This window comes from Chryseobacterium gwangjuense (assembly GCF_021311115.1).
GTDB lineage: Bacteria > Bacteroidota > Bacteroidia > Flavobacteriales > Weeksellaceae > Chryseobacterium > Chryseobacterium gwangjuense.
This window is the reverse complement of the sequence record NZ_JAJTNP010000004.1, coordinates 52,795-69,595: the sequence shown is the minus strand read 5'-3', so window position 1 is coordinate 69,595 and position 16,801 is coordinate 52,795. Positions and strand designations below refer to the sequence as shown.

The following is a 16,801-nucleotide window of genomic DNA, read 5'->3' as shown; positions in this document are numbered from 1 at the left end:
GTTTTTAAATAAAACCAAATAGCACTCAATAGATTACCTAAAAACACTAACACTTGTTAGTATTTTGTTTTTTTATGTATATTTGCTACCTATGGAAAATACACTTCACGAAAAAGTTTCTCAAGATATTTTGCTTAAAGCATACAACCATATGATGCTTGCTAAAGCAATGGCAGATATCTATGAAGAAAACAGAAATGTTACTAAATATGTTCATAGCACATCAAGAGGTCATGAAGCTATTCAATTGGCAACCGCTTATCAGCTAAAAAAAGAAGACTGGGTTTCTCCTTACTACAGAGACGAAAGTATCCTTTTGGGAATCGGTTTCGAACCTTACCAATTGATGTTGCAGTTATTGGCAAAAGCAGATGATCCTTTTTCAGGAGGAAGATCTTATTATTCTCACCCTTCGAGCAGAGATGAAGACAAACCAAAAATCATTCATCAAAGTTCAGCAACAGGAATGCAAACGATTCCTACTGCGGGAGTTGCACAAGGGATAAAATATATTCAGGATTTTAATTTACAGCAATTTGAAAACAATCCGGTTGTGGTTTGCAGCCTTGGAGACAATTCTGTAACGGAAGGTGAAGTGAGTGAAGCGCTTCAGTTTTCAGCATTACATCAACTTCCTATCATTTTTCTGGTTCAGGATAACGAATGGGGAATTTCTGTTACAAAAGATGAAGCTAGAACTTGTGACGCATATGATTTTGTAGCTGGATTTACCGGTTTAAGCAGAATGAGAGTTGACGGAACAGATTTCGTAGAAAGCTATGAAGCCATGAAAAAAGCTGTTGATTTTGTACGAACTGAAAGAAAACCTTTGGTTGTTTGTGCTAAAACAGTTTTAATCGGTCACCACACTTCAGGAGTGAGAAGAGAATTCTACAGAGATGAAGAAGATTTAACGAAGCACAGAGCAAAAGATCCGGGAGAAATTCTTAGAAATCATTTGATCGATGCTGGTGTTGACGAAGAATTATTAAAACAAATCACTAAAAAAGCTCGTTTGGAAGCTGAAGAAGCATTCGAAAGAGCTCAGAAAGCAGAAGATCCAAAGCCTGAAACGGTAATGCAACACATTTTCGCTCCTACTCCGATTACGGAAGAAGTGGGAACTCGCGAACCTGAAGGTGGAGAAAAAATCGTAATGGTAGATGCTGCGATTCATGCTATTCAGGAATTGATGTGGAAACACCCAGAAGCTCTTCTTTACGGACAGGATGTTGGAGAAAGAATTGGTGGAGTTTTCCGTGAAACGGTAACTTTAGGAAAGAAATTCGGAAGCAAAAGAGTTTTCAATACCGCTATTCAGGAAGCCTATATCATTGGTTCTACAACGGGAATGAGTGCTGTAGGATTAAAACCGATTGTTGAAGTACAATTTGCAGATTATATCTATCCGGGAATCAACCAATTGATTACTGAAATTTCAAAATCAAGTTATTTAAGTCAGGGTAAATTCCCTGTAAGCAATATCATCCGTGTTCCGATTGGAGCATACGGAGGTGGTGGTCCTTACCACAGTGGAAGTGTTGAAAGTATTTTAGCCAATATTAAAGGGATTAAAATCGCTTATCCAAGTAATGCAGCAGATTTTAAAGGATTACTAAAAGCAGCTTATTACGATCCGAATCCGGTAGTGATGTTGGAGCATAAAGGATTGTACTGGAGCAAAGTTCCGGGAACTGAAGATGCAAAAACGATTGAACCTGCAGAAGACTATATCTTACCTTTCGGAAAAGGTAGAGTAATCATTGAAGCTGATAAAAACGAAACTGAAAAAGGCAGAACTTTATTAGTCGTAACTTACGGAATGGGAGTTTACTGGGCTAAAGAAGCTTCGAAAAACTTTAACGGAAGAGTTGAGGTGATCGATCTGAGAACTTTAATTCCTTTGGATGAAGAACTTGTTTTCGAAAGAGTAAAAGCTCACGGAAAATGTATTGTTCTTACAGAAGAACAGCTTAACAATTCGTTTGCCGAAGCCTTCGCACACAGAATTTCTAAGAACTGCTTCAAATATCTTGATGCACCTGTAGAAACAATGGGGTCTTTAGATACACCTGCTGTTCCTATTAATTTGGTCTTGGAAAGAGAAATGCTTCCAAATGCGGAAAAACTAAGCGCAAAAATTGAAGAGATGTTGAAATACTAATTCAACTAGAAAATATAAAACCTCTAAATAATTTTAGAGGTTTTTTTGTGCATTTTTTTTACTACTTTTAATCAAGTTTGTATTAAAATGTAGAACACTTATGATTACCACAAAATATGTTAACTACAGACAAGTTCTCGATTTGTCGGGAGTTCATCTTATCTGGATTTCGGTTTGGTGCACATTAATTGCCGTTTTATTTCATTTTTTCCATTGGGAATGGATGATTATTCCTTGGGTTCCGGTTGCACTGATTGGTACCGCAGAAGCATTTTTGGTGGGTTTTAAAAATAATCAGGCCTACGACAGACTTTGGGAAGCCCGAAAAATATGGGGCGGAATTGTAAATTCCAGCCGTTCTTTCGCATCTATGGTCTATGCATTTAATACGGACAATGAAGAAGTAGGTCTTTTTGATCTAGAAGACCGAAGAAAAAAAATCGTTTATCGCCATATTGCTTGGTTATATGCATTCCGGGAACAATTATTAGTTCCAACGGAATGGGAACATATTAAAGCTGAAAAAGAACATTCCCATCATATTAATCATCGACGTAACAGATTAATTAAAGCCGGGTTTCCGGATTATGGGAGAACGCCGATTTTCCTTAACAAATATCTTTCGGAAGAAGAAGCCGAGCTTCAGTCTCATTATAAGAATTTCGCAACGTATTTGGTTTCTCAACAGGCAAAAGATATCAATAATTTAAAAAACATTCAGGCAATTTCTGACTTCAATCAAACCCAATTACAGGCTTCCCTGAATGAATTTTACAATTTCCAGGGACAGGCAGAAAGAATTAAAAAATTCCCGTCTCCAAGGCAGTTTGCGAGTACAGCTTTTGTTTTCAATGTACTTTTTATCATGTTACTTCCTTTAGGTTTAGTCAATGAATTTGCAAAATTAGGCGATTGGGGAATCTGGACTTCTATTCCGTTCTGCATTATTATCGGCTGGATTTATATTATTATGGAATTGGTTGGAGATTATTCAGAAAATCCTTTTGCCGGATTAATGTTTGACGTTCCTATGCTTTCCATCTGCAGAACCATTGAAATCGATTTGCTGCAAATGACCGGAGAAACTGAACTTCCTGACCCTATTTCCTCTAAAAATGGTGTTCTGGTGTAAAACCGCCATTGATATAACTACAAAACAATTGCCGTTGTATTTTTCACCTCAGAGATCATGAATGAACTATGAGTGCTTGCAATATGCTTAATGGTCGTTAATTTTGTCAGCATAAAGCTTCTGTAATCCTGCATATCTTTTACATTAATTTTTAAAATATAATCATAGTCCCCACTCACATGAAAGCACTCAGTTATTTCCGGTAGGTTAACCACTTCTTTTTCAAAATCGATCACATATTCTTTTTTATGCTGAATCAGTTTTACATGGCATAAGACAATGAAATTTTTATTAATTTTATCTTTATTCAGCAATGCAACATATTTTGAGATGACTCCGTTTTTTTCAAGTTTTTTTATGCGTTCGTATACTGCCGTTACAGATAACCCCAACTTGTAAGACAATTCTTTGGTGGTTTGTTTGGCATCTTCCTGCAGATATACCAGCAATTTTTTGTCTAAATCATCAAAATCCATAGTTATATTTTTGGTTAAAATTCATATTCAATACATAATTTAAACAATATTACTATATTTTTTCAATTATACAGTTTTATATTCTAAAAAAGTAAAACATTATTGTAAAAAACATCAGTTATTTACATTTTTATCCATAATAAAAACAATCATAATTATGGAGCATTTTAATGCGGCTAATGAAATCCAGGACTTACAATATTTTGGAGAATTCGGAGGAGTAAACCCTTCTATTTCAGACAGTTCAACATACACTTTCCTTTCTGCGAAAACCATGTTCGACACTTTTGAAGGAAATGCAGACGGTTGCTATTTATATTCAAGACATTCCTCACCTATGAATCTGTATCTTTCACAAGCACTTGCCAAGATGGAAAATACAGAAACAGCTAATGTAACTGCATCTGGAATGGGAGCGATCACTTCCGTTTTAATGCAAATCTGTAAAAGCGGAGATCATATTATTTCAAGCAGAACAATCTACGGAGGAACCTATGCTTTTTTAAAGAACTTCCTTCCTCCTTATAATATCAATACGACTTTCGTAGACATCAACAATTTTGAATCGATAGAAAGTGCTATTACGCCGAATACAAAAATGATTTATTGTGAAAGCGTAAGCAACCCGTTATTGGAAGTAGCAGATCTTAGAAAACTTTCTGAAATCTGTAAAAAACACAATCTAAAACTGATTGTTGATAATACTTTTTCACCTCTATCGATTTCTCCTACTTCATTAGGAGCAGATATCGTAATTCATTCTTTAACGAAATTTATTAACGGAAGCAGTGATACTGTAGGCGGTGTTTACTGTGGAAGCCAGGAATTCATTAATGATACGAAGAATGTAAATACAGGAGCTTGTATGTTGTTAGGACCTACAATGGACAGTTTCCGTTCAGCAAGCATCTTAAAGAACTTAAGAACTCTTCATATCAGAATGAAGCAGCACAGCCACAATGCAATGTATCTAGCTGAAAGATTTGAAAACGACGGATTAAGAGTGGTATATCCCGGATTAAAATCTCACAGAAATCATGAGCTTATGAAAAGCATGATGCATGAAGAGTACGGATTCGGTGGCTTATTGACTTTAGACGCAGGAACTACTGAAAAAGCAAATGATCTTATGGAGATGATGCAACAAGAGAACTTAGGCTATTTAGCAGTGAGTTTAGGATTCTATAAAACATTATTCTCATGTTCAGGAAGCTCTACCTCATCAGAAATCCCGGAAGAAGAACGTGCCGAAATGGGAATTTCAGACGGTTTGATCAGATTCTCAATCGGGTTAGATCATGATATTGAAAGAACTTATACAAAAATGAAAGAATGCATGATTAAAACAGGTGTTCTTAACCATGAAACTATTTCCATATCCTAATTATTTTATAAAAGCTGTTGAATATTCAACAGCTTTTATGTTATTTTTTGATTTTAACACTGAACCTTAGATTTCTCAAACACAAAGTTTAATGTAAATACTATTTCTATTTAAGCAAGCAAAGATGAATCACATTAAGCTATCGTTCATGCTTCGCGCAGCAAATTTATTTGCTTTTGCCTTCTAAAATCAACGATTAAAAAAATCTTTGCTTCAAAAAAACTTACAGCTAAATTAAATTTTATGAAAATGTTTCGGGAAAGCTTCTTCAGGTTTCATCCTTAAAACATTCAGTAAAATCCACGATTTCAAAAATCCGTAACCGTACGAAAACATTTGAATATAGGTAGATACTACCGCCATTGCCGCAATCGCAATATTTTTAGTCACGATAAGCGCATGGATCAGTACCATAAAAGTATACAGACCAAACAAAGAAAGTATAAAACCTTTTCCTAAGGCAAAATACTCTACAAATCCCAATAAATATCCTAATAGAAATAAAGTAGGAAATGCAAATGAAATCTTTACATAATTAGGATGTCTCTGATTCAAAATAGGTCTTGCACAGCCAAACTGATAAACCTGCTTGGAAAATTTACCAAAATCCACACGACGTTTATGATATACTGCAATATCATCAAAAAATGCAGTTGTAAAACCGTTTTCCCAAAGCGTCATAGAAAGATCCGGATCTTCACCGATTCTCATCTCAGAGAAACCGCCTACTTTTTCAAAAACTTCTTTTTTCACTCCCATATTAAAACTTCGGGGCTGAAACTTAGAAACCGCCTTTTTATTCCCTCTAATTCCCCCGGTTGTAAAAACCGAAGTCATGGAATAAGAGATTGCTTTTTGCATCAGGTTAAAGCCTTTATGCGCCTTATCCGCTCCACCAAAAGCATCACAAGGAATTTCAATGATATCCTTTTTGATGTTTTCGATATAGTCTTTCTCTACAATCACATCGCTGTCTACAAAAACCAACCAGTCATTTGCCGCTCTTCTAGCTCCGTAATTCCTGGTCAAACCAGGTCCAGAATTGTCTTTTCTGAAATATTTAATATCTAAAATTCCATTAAAATTTTCGATGGTAGGTTTCAGATCAATGAGTGATCCATCATCCACAATAATGACTTCAAAAACTTTATCGGTTTGAAAAGTCAGTGAATTGAGAAGTTCGAAAAGTTCATCTTTTCGGTTAAATATAGCGACGACTATGGAAATAGTAGGATTCAATTTTTTAAAATTTAAAGACTAAACAAATTTGACTTAAAATACACACTCAAAACAATTGCAACCATTAGCAAAACTAATGAACAACTAAAGAACAAAAATTTAAAAATGCTTTTGAAATAATAAAGCCCCAAATGATATAACGAAAAAAACATAATAAAAGATATAACCAAACCTATTAATGAACATACAATAATAGATTGAGTTAAATTCTTCTCCGGCAAAGGATCTTTAAAAATTATATACAAAAGGAAAGAAGCAACAACTAAAAAAGCTGTACTCCAAATTTCTCCTCTATATTTTGATTTTTTATTTTTTCTCTTCTCATCTGAAGGAAATTTTGAAGAAGATCCTAGATCTAAACTTAATACATCTAAAACTGCCCCCAAACCATCAAAAAAATCAAAAGGTATCTTTTTATTTATCGTTTTCTAATTTATGCACCTTCTTCGTTCCTTCATACATTTCATACTGTAAAAATCTTGTTTCCAGTTTTCCGTTGAAAAGTTTAATTTTTCTTGACGGACGAAGACCGATTTTCTTTACCGCCTCTAAATCTGAAGAAATCAACCAGGCCAATGTATTCGGATAATGTGTTTTGAACGTATCTCCTATTTTCTTATAAAAATCATCATCATTAATCGAAATTCTCTCGTCATAAGGCGGATTAAAGACCATCAACAATGGGAAAAGATCTTTTTTAGAATCAAAGAAATTTTGTTTTCTTACTTCAATCACATCTTCCATTTCAGCAGCTTCAATATTCATTCTGGCCGCATTCAGCATTCTGGCGTCGATGTCGTAACCAACAATCTTTCCTGTGAATTCTTTAACTCTGTTGATTCTGAATTCTTTAATTTTCGTAAACAGATCAGCATCATAATTTTGCCAGTTTTGGAAAGCAAATCTTTTTCTGAAAATCTGTGCCGGAAGATCCAACGCGATCATCGCCGCTTCGATCAATAAAGTTCCGGAACCACACATCGGATCAAGGAAATTCCCTTTTCCGTCCCAACCTGCCAGTTGCAGCATTCCGCTTGCTAACACCTCATTAATAGGAGCTTCACCCTGCTCTCTCCTGTATCCTCTTTTAAACAAAGCATCACCCGAAGAATCCAAAGAAATAGTAATTAATTCTCTGTCAATATGCAAGTGGAATTTGATATCAGGAGTTCTGGTTTCTACATTCGGACGTTTTTTGAATTTTTCCTGAAAATAATCAACAATAGCGTCTTTCATTTTCAGTGTTACAAACTGAGAATGTTTAAATGTTTCAGAATTTACCGTTGCATCAATGGCAAAAGACTGATCCACATCCATAAAGTCTTCCCAATTAAATTTGAAAAGTCTGTCATAAAACTGATGCTGGTTGAACGCTTTAAATTCATGAATCGGCACCAAAATCTTTAGCGCTGTTCTTGCAGAATAATTGATTTTATATAAAAAACCTAAATCTCCTTCACAGTTTACGGCTCTGTTTTTAACTTCTACCTTTCTTCCGCCCAGTTTTTTGATCTCTTCTGCTAAAATTTGTTCAAGACCAAAAAATGTTTTTATCTGTATTTGTATATTGTCTATATCCATAAGTAATTATTAAAAGTGTTAAAGAATTAAAAATTAAAAGATTAGGTATTCATTTTTTCAATCAATTGAACCTTTCAATCTTTCAATGTTAAAATACTTTTCCTTTTACCGCACAAATTTAGTTATTTTTGTATTATGGAATGGTTTGAATCTTGGTTTGATACCCCTTATTATCATTTGCTTTATAGTAACAGAGATTATACTGAAGCAGAAAATTTTATCACAAAACTTACAAAAGAGCTTCAGCTCCCGACATCGAGTACCATTATTGATCTTGCTTGCGGAAAAGGAAGACACTCGGTTTTCCTTAATAAATTAGGTTATGAAGTGCTTGGTTTGGATCTTTCTAAGCAAAGTATAGAGCATAATAAGCAGTTTGAAAATGAAACGTTGCATTTTAAAGTTCATGACATGAGAGATGCTATTGATTCTGAGCCTGTAGATGCTGTCTTCAATTTATTTACCAGTTTTGGATATTTTGACAATGAAAAAGATGATAAAAGTGTCTTTCAATCAGTATATAATTCTTTAAAACCGGGAGGTTTTTTTGTATTGGATTATTTGAGTGAAGAGTTTGTAAGAGAAACTTTAGTTCCTGAAATGATTGTACACAGAGAGGGAATCGATTTTAAGATTACGAAGAAAATTGAAAACAGACACGTCATTAAAGACATTCGTTTTGAAGCAGAAGGTAAGTCGTATCACTTTTTTGAAAAAGTAAAACTACACACCTTAGAAACCATCAATTCCTACGCCACAGAATGTGGTTTTGAAAGGGTAAAAATATGGGGAGATTATCAGCTATCAGACTTTAACGCTGAAAAATCGCCACGTTGCATCAATTTATTTAAGAAAAAATAATGATTACAGTACTTTTACTGATTTTAAGCGTCGTTACCGGAGTATTTTTAGGAAAACATTTCGGTAAAAAAGAAAAGCTAGCCAAAAATTTATTGATTTTAAGTGCTGGTTTTTTGATTACAATCTGCTTAAATGAAGTTTTCCCACAGGTTTACACTGCTGAAGCAGGAAGCAGCTTGGGAATTTTTGTAATTGCCGGTGTTTTGCTGCAGATGATTCTGGAAGCTTTGACCAAAGGTTTTGAACACGGACATTTTCATCATCATAACGATCATAATATTCTTCCCGTTGCTTTAATGGTAGGACTGTTTGTCCATGCATTTATAGAAGGAATTCCTTTGGCCAATGAAGAACACGAATTGTCTCCTTATCTTTTAGGAATTGTTTTTCACAATCTTCCGATCTCATTTATTCTGGGAGCATTCTTATTCAACAGGAAAGAGGGTAAAGAGAGCAAAACGACTTCTTATCCGTCCATTTTAATTGTTGCTTTATTTGCATTGGCTTCACCTATGGGAATGTTGTTGGGTAATTATTTTAATCCTGATTTACAGCCTTATTTCTTAGCCATTGTAGGAGGAATTTTCTTACATATTTCTTCTGTAATCATCTTTGAAAGCAATAAAAACCATAATATTGACTGGGTAAAAATCGGCTTGGTGATTCTGGGAGTTTCGTTGGCTTTGGTCATGCATCTTTTCCATGATCATTCTCAGGTTGGTCATCATCATTAAAGAAATGATCTATTTTAAAATATACGGAGAGGCTTTCAATAAAGTCTCTTCTTTTTTTTTGTGTATACTTTATTAATTTTAAATTTCATCAATAAAAAAGCTCCGGATAAATCCGGAGCCTCAATTTAATCACTCATTACACATCTGGAAATTAGAATTTCCATCCGAATGTAATAAAGAAGTTGTTAAAAGTATTTTTTACTTCAGATACTGCATAGCTTTCATTAGCCACATCAAAATCTGTAGAACTATATCCTGTAGAATAATAAGGAGTATCTGAAATCACCTTACCATATAAGAACGGATTATTATATGTTGAGCTTATGTTTTGATAAGAAGCATCAATATAAAAACGTCCGAAGTCATATCCTAAACCTAATCCGAAAGTATTTCTTTCTCCTAACGTCCAGTTATTATAACTTGTGTTTCCAGCAACTCCTGCATTAGAATAAGCACTCACCATACCTGAATCGAACGGACTTGAAGCATAAGAATAACCACCTCTTAATCTAAAAGCTTTAATTCTGTATTCTGCTCCTACTCTTACTTCAGAAAGGTTTTTGTAATTATCTGTAAAGAAGTTATTCATCTCTTTGTCTGCGTCAACTGCTTCTTTGAATTTAGGTTTTGTAATTCCTAATGTATAATCTACGTTGAAAGAAAGGTTTTTATTAGGAACATAAGCACCACTCACTGTAGCTTTCATAGGACTTCTAAAGTTCATCGTTTCGCTGAATGCCGAAGATCCCATATATCCCTGATTATCCAAACCATATTCTGTGTAGACTCTATCCATTCTCCACCATGTTGGAGTTTCAATGGTTGCTCCTAATCTTAATTCTTTACTTACTTTGCCAATTACCCCGAATGATGCAGAAAAACCATTCGATTTTTCAGTATATGGAGTATATTGTTTATCATAAGATGCCGATGTTTTGTCTAAATCTAAACCAAATGCTGCAGTATCCCATTGTTCAACATCAGCATAGTGGAAATTAAGACCAGCTCCGAAATATAAATAGTTTTCGTAATTGGCACCTAATCCGATATTCATTTTAGATTTTGTTCCGTATCTGTTATAGGCATGTCCCAAATAAGTCAGGTTTCCTACCACAGGATTATTATTGGTATCCATAAGATCTTTCTGAATAACAATCTTTGAATTCCCTGGGCTTTCAATATAGTTTTCAATAGATTGATTGGAGAAGTTCACCCCTACATTTAGAAACTTCCAGCCACTTTCTGTCATCAGCTGAAATGCTGCTATACCTCCTACATTTCCGATATCTACTTTATTAATATTATAATCTATAGAAGAACCGGCCAATGTGCTTCTGTTCTTATTATTGGTAATAGAAAGCGTTGCGGAAACATCTCCCGAAATGGCAACTCCCAGACCTGCAGGGTTGGTCAGCAAAGAACTCGCATCTCCACCTAAAGCTCCATTGGAACCAGCCATTGCGTTAAACTTTGAAGAACCATTCATCGGAGTATTCGAATACACATCAATGGAGTTCCTTAAGATCGAAATATCCTGAGCCTGCGCAAAAAATGCAGCAGAAATACTCATTACTATTAAAGATTTTTTTAACATTATTTTTTGAATAGTTATTAATTTGTATTATCTACCACCTCTGAAGCCACCGCCTCCACCGCCGGATCTAAATCCGCCGCCGCTACTGCCTGACGACCCACCGGATCTGAAACCACCTCCACTATTAGAGTTGTTGAAACCGCCGCTGTTATTTCTAAAACCGCCGTCATTTCGTGGTTGAGATTGTTGTGGATAGTTATTATAATTTGGTCGTGGTTGTGAATTTTGATTTCTGAAACCTCCTGTATTTCCGTTTCTGAAGCCTCCATTATTGGTATTGGTATTATTTCTAAAACCTCCGTTGTTACCATTAGACCCTCTGAAACCTCCGTTGTTGGTATTGTTTCTGAAACCTCCAGAATTAGTATTGGTATTATTTCTGAAACCTCCGGAATTCATACCATTTTTATTACCGAATCCTCCATTATAGCTGTTATATAATCTTCCGTCTGCTCCTCTTCTTTTGTATGGTACTGCATAATAGTTATTTCCCCAGTATCCACCATTCCAGCCCCAATATGGACTTCCGTAATAACCTCCCCAATATGGATTATAGTAACCTCCCCAGTACGGAGAATATCCCCAAGAGTTCCAGCCATTCCAGCCCCATGAACTTCCCCAGCCATATGAAAAACCAAAATTCCAGCCCCATCCGCTATTCATACCCCAATATGGGCTGTACCAACCACCCCAGCCCCACGGAGAACCCCATCCCCATGAATTGTCGTAGTAGTTAGTTTGAGAACCTGCAAAAGCTCCCCAGTCAGAATCTGTGGCATTGTTGGTATTCCAGTTATAATCATTCCAAGAATCATATCTCCCTTCCTTAGAATTAGTTTCTGCATTTTGGATTGTACTAGATTCTTGATTGTAGTCGTAGTATTCTCCTACTCTGTTACCACCATCATCATTAATAATTACCCCTTCTGGTAGCGTATCTTTATTGGGATCATAGTAAACCCCGTCTGTCTCACTGTAACCACCCATTTGAGCGCCACAAGACACGAGTAATAATCCACCTGATATTGCCAAAATCCCTTTTGATTTTAACATACCAAGCAAATTTTTATGTATATTTCTTTTCATGATAACGTAAAAATTTTTAATTTAAATTATATTTGCAATCTGTACTAAAAATGTACCAAAACTCATGTACAAATATCTATCAAAAATAGATTTTTATTTTTAGATAACAATAATAAGGAAAAGTTAAAAAAATCAAAAAAAATAATGGCAAAATTAACCTCAAGAAGCGAAGATTACAGCAAATGGTATAATGAGTTGGTGGTAAAAGCCGACTTAGCTGAAAACTCAGGAGTAAGAGGTTGCATGGTAATAAAACCATATGGCTATGCAATCTGGGAAAAAATGCGTGATGAAATGGATAAGAAATTCAAAGAGACAGGTCACGTGAATGCTTATTTTCCGCTTTTTGTGCCCAAGAGCTTATTTGAAGCTGAAGAAAAAAATGCTGAAGGTTTTGCCAAAGAATGTGCAGTGGTTACTCACTACAGATTAAAAACAGATCCGGATAACCCATCAAAACTAATTGTAGATCCGGACGCAAAATTGGAAGAAGAATTGATCGTTCGTCCAACTTCAGAAGCAATTATCTGGAATACCTACAAAAACTGGATTCAGTCTTACAGAGACTTACCTATATTAATTAACCAATGGGCAAATGTTGTACGTTGGGAAATGAGAACACGTCTGTTCTTAAGAACTGCAGAGTTCTTATGGCAGGAAGGGCACACTGCTCACGCTACAAAAGATGAGGCGATCGAAGAAGCAGAAAAAATGAATAAAGTGTACGCAGATTTTGCAGAAAACTTTATGTCAATTCCTGTCATTCAGGGATTAAAAACACCTTCTGAAAGATTTGCGGGTGCTGATGAAACTTATTGTATTGAAGCATTAATGCAAGACGGAAAAGCTTTACAAGCAGGAACTTCTCACTTTTTAGGTCAGAATTTCGCAAAAGCATTTGATGTAAAATTCACCAACAAAGAAGGTAAAATAGAACACGCTTGGGCTACCTCTTGGGGAACATCAACCCGTTTAATGGGAGCTTTAATCATGACGCATTCTGATGATTTCGGATTGGTATTGCCTCCAACTTTGGCTCCTATTCAGGTGGTGATTGTTCCTATCTTTAAAGGAGAAGAACAATTAGAGCAAATCAGTGAAGTGGCTTTAGATATCCAGGCTAAATTAAGAGCAAAAGGAATTTCGGTTAAATTTGATAATGATACTCAAAATAAACCGGGATGGAAATTTGCAGAATATGAATTAAAAGGTGTTCCGGTAAGAATTGCAATGGGACCAAGAGATTTGGAAAACAAATCTGTGGAAATTGCTAGAAGAGACAACTTAACAAAAGAAGTTCGTTCTATCGACGGTCTAGATTCTTACATCGAAGAATTATTGAAAACAATTCAACAGGACATTTACAATAAAGCTTTTGAATTCAGAAAAAATAATATCACTAAAGTGGATACTTACGAAGAATTCAAAAAGGTTCTTGAAGAAAAAGGAGGTTTCATCTATGCACATTGGGATGGAACTGCTGAAGAAGAAGAGCAGATTAAGGATGAAACAAAAGCAACCATCAGATGTATTCCTTTGGATGATGATATTGAAGAAGGTATTTCTTTAATATCAGGTAAACCATCTAAGAGACGAGTTTTATTTGCTAAAGCATATTAAAAATTTCTTAATAAATTTAACAAATCTTTAAAAATCTACGTGATTTTTAAAGATTTTTTTTTGATTTCACTATTTAAAGATATTTTTTTATAAATTTATAACACATTAATCTCAAAATAATTTATTATGTCTTTAAATGTCATCGATTTAATTAAAGGACAATTAGGTCCTGCTCTAGTATCTCAGGCTGCCGCGCAGTTTGGGGAAAGTGAATCAGGTATTTCAAAAGCAATTGGAGGCTTATTGCCTGCTGTTGTAGGAGGATTGGCAAACAACTCGGATAATCCGGGAGTTTTGAATGCTATTACAAGTGCCTCTTCGAGTGGAATTTTAGGTAATTTATTGGGAGAATCTTCTAACAACTCCATCGTTACCACATTATTGTCCTCCATTTTTGGTGACAAATTGAGTGGATTAGTAAATACAATAGCTACTTTCGCAGGAATCAGCAATAACTCTTCAAGCTCACTATTAAATTTAGTAACTGGGGCTACTGCAGGTTCTATCGGAAAATATGCAGCCGATAATAATTTAGGACAATCAGGAATTTCAAGTCTGCTAAACGATCAGAAAGGAATTGTTTCTAATTTATTGCCGGCAGGTCTTTCCCTTGGATCTTTAGGGCTAGGGAATATTTTCGGCGGAGCTTCAGAAAGTGTTTCTGCTGCAACTTCTAAAGTGACAGAAACCGTATCTGATGTTACCTCTAAAGTTACAGATTCAGTATCATCTTATTCTTCAGAAGATAATAACAATGGCGGTGGAGGCTCAATCTGGAAATGGCTTCTTCCTCTGCTCTTATTAATTGCTGCAGGATATTTCATCTGGAAACAATGTGAGAAGAAAAAAACAACGACAACACTATCCGGAACAGATTCTACATCCGTACCTAATGACAGCATGGCTACTATTACTCCTTCAGATACTACAGGAGCAATGACTGCTACAAAGGTGGATGAAAACATTGACCTGAACGGAACATCGTTAAAAGGCTACAAAGGCGGAATGGAAGATCAAATGATTACTTTCCTGAAAACCGACGGTTATAAAAATGCAGCTAACGATGATGCATTAAAAACCAAATGGTATGATTTTGACCATGTAAACTTTAAAATCGGAAGTTCAAACCAATTAGAAGCTAATTCTGAAGGGCAGCTTCAAAATTTAGTGGCTATTCTAAAAGCCTATCCGGATGCTAAAATCAAAATCGGAGGATATACTGATAAGACTGGTGACGAAGCTAAAAACTTGAAACTTTCTAAAGACAGAGCCATATTCATCAAAGATTGGTTGGCAAAACAAGGAGTTGGTGGTCAGGTTTTGGAAGCTGATGGCTATGGAAGTAAATTTGCTACAGTAGACGCAAGCGCTTCTAATGAAGCCAGAGCTGTAGACAGAAAAATGGCGGTAAGATTCGCGAAATAAAATCTTTATACCCCATAAAAATAAAATCCCAAAAACTTATTTTTGGGATTTTTTCGTGTCTTAATTTGTCGTTTTGATATATTTAATTAAATTTGTTAGTCATTTCTAACATTTATGAACCTTAATTTAAAAAGCGCTTGGCGAAAAGATAAAACCTCACATTCTTTATCCGAAGTTTATGCTTCTGTAAAAGTCCCAAAAAATGCCAGCTTTTGGAGAAAATACCTTGCCTTCGCGGGTCCCGGTCTAATGGTTGCCGTTGGTTATATGGATCCGGGAAACTGGGCAACAGACATTGCAGGAGGAGCACAATTTGGATATACCCTACTTTCAGTTATTCTGATTTCTAATATTTTCGCAATGGTTTTACAACATTTATCTGTAAAACTAGGCGTAGTGGCAGAAAGAGATTTAGCTCAGGCTTGCCGTGATCATTTCAGCCCGACCACCAATTTTATTCTTTGGATTTTTTGTGAAATAGCTATTGCTGCCTGTGATCTTGCTGAAGTGATAGGCTCCGCAATTGCTTTAAACTTATTGTTTGGTATTCCTTTAACCTGGGGAATTGTAATTACCACCATTGATGTTCTTCTTATCCTTCTGCTCCAATCAAAAGGGTTCCGATGGATCGAAAGTATTGTAGGTGGATTAATTTTCATTATCCTGGCTTGTTTTGTCTATGAATTGGTGATTTCCCAGCCTGCAATCAATGAAATCTTAGGAGGATTGGTTCCTAAAGCAGAAATTATTCAAAATCCGGCAATGTTATATATCGCCATCGGAATTTTAGGAGCAACAGTAATGCCTCACAATTTATACTTACACAGCAGCATTGTTCAGACGAGAGATTATGAACGTACTCGAGAAGGTAAAAAAGAAGCTATAAAATTCGCGACTTTAGACAGCACCGTTTCTTTGATGCTCGCTTTTTTCATTAATGCTGCCATTCTTATTTTAGCTGCGGCAACATTTCATATTACGGGAAACAAGCATGTAGCAGATATTCACGATGCTTATAAAATGTTGACCCCGATCTTGGGGGCTTCTATGGCAAGTATTGCTTTTGCAATCGCATTGCTGGCTTCCGGACAAAATTCTACCTTGACAGGAACTCTTGCCGGACAAATCGTAATGGAAGGTTTTTTAAACATCAGACTAAAACCATGGTTAAGACGTTTAATTACCAGATTAATTGCAGTAATCCCAGCTTTAATTGTAACCATACTATATGGTGAAAAAGGAACTACAGAATTATTGGTTTTAAGTCAGGTTATTTTGTCTATGCAGCTAAGTTTTGCCGTTGTTCCGTTGGTCATGTTCACCAGTGATAAAGCCAAAATGGGAGAATTTGTCAACAAACCCTTTTTGAAAACCTGTGTTTGGATTATTTCATTCGTTATTATCATCCTAAATCTTTATCTTCTGTATCAAACATTTTTTGGAGAATAAGTTTGGGCTAAATAGTGAATTTATTTTGCTTTGAAAATTGACAATTAGCAATTCAC

Annotated in this window: 13 protein-coding genes; 8 read left to right on the top strand and 5 right to left on the bottom strand. The window is 35.5% G+C overall.

The window, feature by feature from the left end:
* Nucleotides 1-91: 91 nt before the first annotated feature.
* Both LV842_RS09025 and LV842_RS09020 read left to right on the top strand, forming a co-directional pair.
* Nucleotides 92-2,164 (top strand): alpha-ketoacid dehydrogenase subunit alpha/beta, encoded by a 2,073-nt coding sequence (locus tag LV842_RS09025; protein WP_233111118.1) that lies wholly within the window; start codon nucleotides 92-94, stop codon nucleotides 2,162-2,164.
* 100 nt (nucleotides 2,165-2,264) lie between these two features.
* Nucleotides 2,265-3,296, top strand: a complete 1,032-nt coding sequence (locus LV842_RS09020) for a bestrophin family protein (RefSeq protein ID WP_233111117.1) — start codon at nucleotides 2,265-2,267, stop codon at nucleotides 3,294-3,296.
* A 17-nt stretch (nucleotides 3,297-3,313) separates the two neighbouring features.
* Here LV842_RS09020 and LV842_RS09015 read toward each other — a convergent pair whose 3' ends face one another.
* Entirely contained in the window at nucleotides 3,314-3,772 is a 459-nt protein-coding gene (locus LV842_RS09015) for an Lrp/AsnC family transcriptional regulator (protein WP_233111116.1), read from the bottom strand.
* A gap of 157 nt (nucleotides 3,773-3,929) precedes the next feature.
* On the opposite strand from LV842_RS09015, the gene LV842_RS09010 reads away from it, so the two are divergent.
* The gene (locus LV842_RS09010; protein WP_233111115.1) at nucleotides 3,930-5,156 is read left to right on the top strand and encodes an aminotransferase class I/II-fold pyridoxal phosphate-dependent enzyme; all 1,227 of its coding nucleotides are present in this window, start codon (nucleotides 3,930-3,932) and stop codon (nucleotides 5,154-5,156) included.
* A gap of 234 nt (nucleotides 5,157-5,390) precedes the next feature.
* Here LV842_RS09010 and LV842_RS09005 read toward each other — a convergent pair whose 3' ends face one another.
* Complete coding sequence (locus LV842_RS09005) at nucleotides 5,391-6,395, bottom strand: glycosyltransferase family 2 protein (protein ID WP_233111114.1); 1,005 nt, start codon at nucleotides 6,393-6,395, stop codon at nucleotides 5,391-5,393.
* A 414-nt stretch (nucleotides 6,396-6,809) separates the two neighbouring features.
* Nucleotides 6,810-7,976 (bottom strand): THUMP domain-containing class I SAM-dependent RNA methyltransferase, encoded by a 1,167-nt coding sequence (locus LV842_RS09000; RefSeq protein ID WP_233111113.1) that lies wholly within the window; start codon nucleotides 7,974-7,976, stop codon nucleotides 6,810-6,812.
* A gap of 135 nt (nucleotides 7,977-8,111) precedes the next feature.
* On the opposite strand from LV842_RS09000, the gene LV842_RS08995 reads away from it, so the two are divergent.
* Nucleotides 8,112-8,837, top strand: a complete 726-nt coding sequence (locus tag LV842_RS08995; protein ID WP_233111112.1) for a class I SAM-dependent DNA methyltransferase — start codon at nucleotides 8,112-8,114, stop codon at nucleotides 8,835-8,837.
* Between the two features lie 2 nt (nucleotides 8,838-8,839).
* The gene (locus tag LV842_RS08990) at nucleotides 8,840-9,571 is read left to right on the top strand and encodes a ZIP family metal transporter (RefSeq protein ID WP_233111429.1); all 732 of its coding nucleotides are present in this window, start codon (nucleotides 8,840-8,842) and stop codon (nucleotides 9,569-9,571) included.
* A gap of 151 nt (nucleotides 9,572-9,722) precedes the next feature.
* Here LV842_RS08990 and LV842_RS08985 read toward each other — a convergent pair whose 3' ends face one another.
* Together LV842_RS08985 and LV842_RS08980 are read right to left on the bottom strand one after the other, a co-directional pair.
* Nucleotides 9,723-11,165 (bottom strand): OmpP1/FadL family transporter, encoded by a 1,443-nt coding sequence (locus LV842_RS08985; protein ID WP_233111111.1) that lies wholly within the window; start codon nucleotides 11,163-11,165, stop codon nucleotides 9,723-9,725.
* 27 nt (nucleotides 11,166-11,192) lie between these two features.
* A complete protein-coding gene (locus tag LV842_RS08980; RefSeq protein WP_233111110.1) occupies nucleotides 11,193-12,218 on the bottom strand; it encodes a prolyl-tRNA synthetase in 1,026 nt (341 codons plus the stop codon).
* Between the two features lie 177 nt (nucleotides 12,219-12,395).
* Between LV842_RS08980 and proS the strand changes: the two genes are divergently transcribed.
* The 3 genes from proS (at nucleotide 12,396) to LV842_RS08965 (ending at nucleotide 16,745) form a co-directional block, all read left to right on the top strand.
* Nucleotides 12,396-13,871: a proline--tRNA ligase gene (gene proS / locus LV842_RS08975; protein WP_233111109.1), complete on the top strand. Its 1,476-nt coding sequence runs from the start codon at nucleotides 12,396-12,398 to the stop codon at nucleotides 13,869-13,871.
* A 126-nt stretch (nucleotides 13,872-13,997) separates the two neighbouring features.
* Nucleotides 13,998-15,296, top strand: coding sequence for an OmpA family protein (locus tag LV842_RS08970; protein WP_233111108.1), 1,299 nt, complete (start codon nucleotides 13,998-14,000; stop codon nucleotides 15,294-15,296).
* Between the two features lie 114 nt (nucleotides 15,297-15,410).
* Complete coding sequence (locus tag LV842_RS08965; RefSeq protein WP_233111107.1) at nucleotides 15,411-16,745, top strand: Nramp family divalent metal transporter; 1,335 nt, start codon at nucleotides 15,411-15,413, stop codon at nucleotides 16,743-16,745.
* The last annotated feature ends 56 nt before the right edge of the window (nucleotides 16,746-16,801 follow it).